Origin of the sequence: Methylobacterium variabile (genome assembly GCF_001043975.1) — a bacterium.
Lineage (GTDB): Bacteria > Pseudomonadota > Alphaproteobacteria > Rhizobiales > Beijerinckiaceae > Methylobacterium > Methylobacterium variabile.
This window is the reverse complement of sequence record NZ_LABY01000421.1, coordinates 1-3,087: the sequence shown is the minus strand read 5'-3', so window position 1 is coordinate 3,087 and position 3,087 is coordinate 1. Positions and strand designations below refer to the sequence as shown.

Sequence of the window (3,087 nt, the reverse complement as noted above, 5' to 3'; positions counted from 1 at the left end):
TATTCGCGATCCCCCGCGGGGCCTCGCTCCACCTCCCGGCCGGATGACCTAGGTAGACCGCGAGACCACCAGGCGCCGCGCGGGCCGCCGGCCGCAGGGCCGGGCCGCCCCGCCGTGACCTCGTCGCGGTCCGCGACGGGGAGCCGAAGCCTGAGACGCGGGTGAGAAGGATTGCGCATGAGACAGCTTCGCCGATGGACGATCGCCCTGATGGCCGCCGCGCTGAGCCCCGGGCTCGCGGCCGCGCAGGGGACCGCGGCGAAACCGGAGCGGGCCGTCGTCGCGCAGGCGCCGGCACCCGGCGGGGCTAAGGGGGACGCGAAGCCCGCAGGCCAGCCCGCCGCGGCTCCCGCCGCCGAGGTGCCCAAGGAGGCGCCGAAGCCCCCGCCGCAGACCCCGATCTCCGAGCAGATCAAGCAGATCCGCGCCCAGCTCGACGCCGAGAAGGACGACCTCGACCAGCGCGAGCAGGCCCTGACCCACCGCGAGCTGAACAAGGACGACCTCGCGCTCCTGCGCGAGGGCATCCCGCCGGTGGCCGACCGGCTGCGCCAGGTCGTCGACCAGCTCGGGCCCCGGCTCGAGGCGGCCAAGGAGCGGCTGAACCAGCTCGGGCCCAAGCCCAAGGAGCCCGAGGGCGCCGACGTCGCCCAGGAGCGGGCCCAGCGCGAGGCCGGCGTCGCCGAGATCGACGACACGCTCCGGCTCGCCCGCTCGCTCCTCGTCCAGAGCGAGCAGATCACCGACCAGATCAGCAACCGGCGCCGGTCCGCCTTCACCCGCGCGCTGTTCGAGCGCACCGACGGCCTGGTGAGCCCGAACCTGTGGCTGCGCGCCACCAGCGATTACGGCCGCGACCTGCGGGCGCTGGAGGCGAGCTTCCAGGACTCGGTCACCCAGGTCGGCCGGCAGGGCACGCCGTTCAACCTCTTCCTGCTCGCCCTGGCGATCGGGGTGTCGGTGGCGCTCTATGTCGGGCGCCGGCACATCGCCCCGCGAGTCGGGCACCGTTCGTCCAAGGATGCGCAGCCCTCGCGATACGCCAAGGTCCTGGCGGCCTGGCGGGTCTTCCTGGTCGGCGCCGTGCCGGCGGTGCTCGGCAGCTTCCTCGTCGGCTACGCCCTCGACGTCACCGGGCTCCTGCCGGTCCGGCTGCTGCCGGCCGCCCACCGGATCGTCGCCTCGCTCGCCTTCGTGGCGGTGGTGGGGGCGATGGCCGACGCCCTGCTCTCGCCCGACCGCCCGGCCTGGCGCCTCGTCGCCATGACCGACGCCACCGCCGAGCGGCTCAACCGCCTCGTCCTCGCCATCGCCTCGGTGATCGCGGTCGGCCGCACCATCGAGGGCCTGAACGAGGGCATCTCGGTCAGCCTGCCGATCACCATCGTCACCAAGGGCGTGTTCGCGGCGGTGGTCGCGGTGGTGCTGGCCGAGGGCCTGCGCCGGTTCGCGGCGCGGGCCGAGACCGACGAGGCCTGCCTCGGCCCCTACGTGGCGGCGGATGCGAGCACCGGCATCGGCGGCCCGCTGCGCATCCTCGGCTGGATCGTCGTCGCGGCGATCGGGGCCTCGGCCCTCGTCGGCTACATCGCCCTGTCGTCGTTCCTGATCGACCAGCTGATGTGGACCGCGATCGCCGCGGCCATGCTCTACCTGGCGATCTCGAGCGTCGACGCCGTGGTGAGCTCCGCGCTCCAGGACGATTCCCGCATCGCTACCACGCTCCAGGCCAATACCGGCCTGCGCAAGCGCTCGCTCAACCAGATCGCCGTGCTGATCTCCGGCTTCGTCCGGGTGGTGCTGCTGACTGCCGCCGGGGTGCTGCTGCTCGCCTCCTGGGGTGTCGATTCGACCGACATCTTCACCTGGGCGCAAGCCGCGTTCTTCGGCTTCACCGTCGGCGGGGTGACGATCTCGCTCTCGACCATCGCCATCGCCATCGGGCTGTTCACCCTCGGCCTGCTGGTCACCAAGGCGGTGCAGCGCTGGCTCGAGAACACCTACCTGCCGGCGACCGACCTCGACCCGGGCCTGCGCAACTCGATCTCGACGGTCAGCGGCTACGTCGGCTTCCTCCTCACCATCGCGCTCGCCTTCTCCTATCTCGGCCTGAGCCTGGAGAAGCTCACCATCGTGGCCGGCGCCCTGTCGGTCGGCATCGGCTTCGGCCTGCAATCGATCGTCAACAACTTCGTCTCCGGCCTGCTGCTGCTCTGGGAGCGGCCGATCCGGGTCGGCGACCTCGTGGTGATCGGCGACAACGAGGGCTACGTGCGCCGCATCAGCGTGCGCTCGACCGAGATCCAGACCTTCGACCGCTCGGCCGTGATCGTGCCGAACTCGAACCTGATCTCCGGCGTGGTGAAGAACCGGGTCCGGGGCGACCGCACCGGCCGGGTCTCGATCACCGTCAGCGTGCTGCGCAACCAGGATCCGGTCCACGCCGCCGAGCTGATCGTCGGATGCGCCAAGACGCACCCGGACGTGCTCAAGGAGCCGCCGCCGCGGGTGGTCTTCCGCAAGATCGGCGACCCCTTCCTCGAGTTCGAGCTGATCGCGATGATCACCGACGTCGGCTCGCAGCTGAAGGTGCAGAGCGATCTCAACTTCGCGGTGTTCAAGACCTTGTCCGAGGGCGGTCTCATCCCCAATCTCGGACCTGGATCGAGCATCGTCACGGTTCAGGGGCTGGACGCGATGCAGGACGCCATGGGGCAGATCGCCCGTATGGCGACCCCTGCCACCTTCCGTCCGCCCGAGACCCGCGGCGAGCCCGAGGCCGAGCGTCGCCGAACCCCCGAGACCGTGCCGTGAAGACCCGTCCCGCCGCGCTGAGACATCTCGCCTGTCTGGCCCTGCCGCTCGCCCTCGCCGCCTGCTCGGCGACCGACGCGACGCGGGTGTCGACTGGCGCCGCGGGACCGAGCCTGTACTGGCCGATGGCGGCGTCGGGCGCTCAGATCGACGCGGGCGCGGCCCGCGACATGATCGCCGCCTACCGCCGCAACAAGGGGCTGCCGCCGCTGGCCCTCGATCCCGGCCTGCAGCGCCTCGCCGAGACCGAGACCGCCGCCATGGCGGCGGCCG

At 71.9% G+C, this 3,087-nt stretch carries 1 protein-coding gene and 1 pseudogene; both read left to right on the top strand.

Features of this window, described 5'->3' with window-relative positions; translation table 11 throughout:
* Positions 1 to 177 precede the first annotated feature (177 nt).
* On the top strand, positions 178 to 2,814 hold the full coding sequence (locus VQ02_RS33640) for a DUF3772 domain-containing protein (RefSeq protein WP_048448628.1): 2,637 nt from the start codon (positions 178 to 180) through the stop codon (positions 2,812 to 2,814).
* Positions 2,811 to 3,087: pseudogene (locus VQ02_RS33635) on the top strand (CAP domain-containing protein); the annotation flags it as partial. The gene VQ02_RS33640 and the pseudogene VQ02_RS33635, both read left to right, overlap by 4 nt.

Coding starts and splice junctions, on each gene's coding strand:
- VQ02_RS33640 (WP_048448628.1), top strand. CDS start 178: ATGAGACAGCTTCGCCGATGGACGATCGCCCTGATGGCCGCCGCGCTG.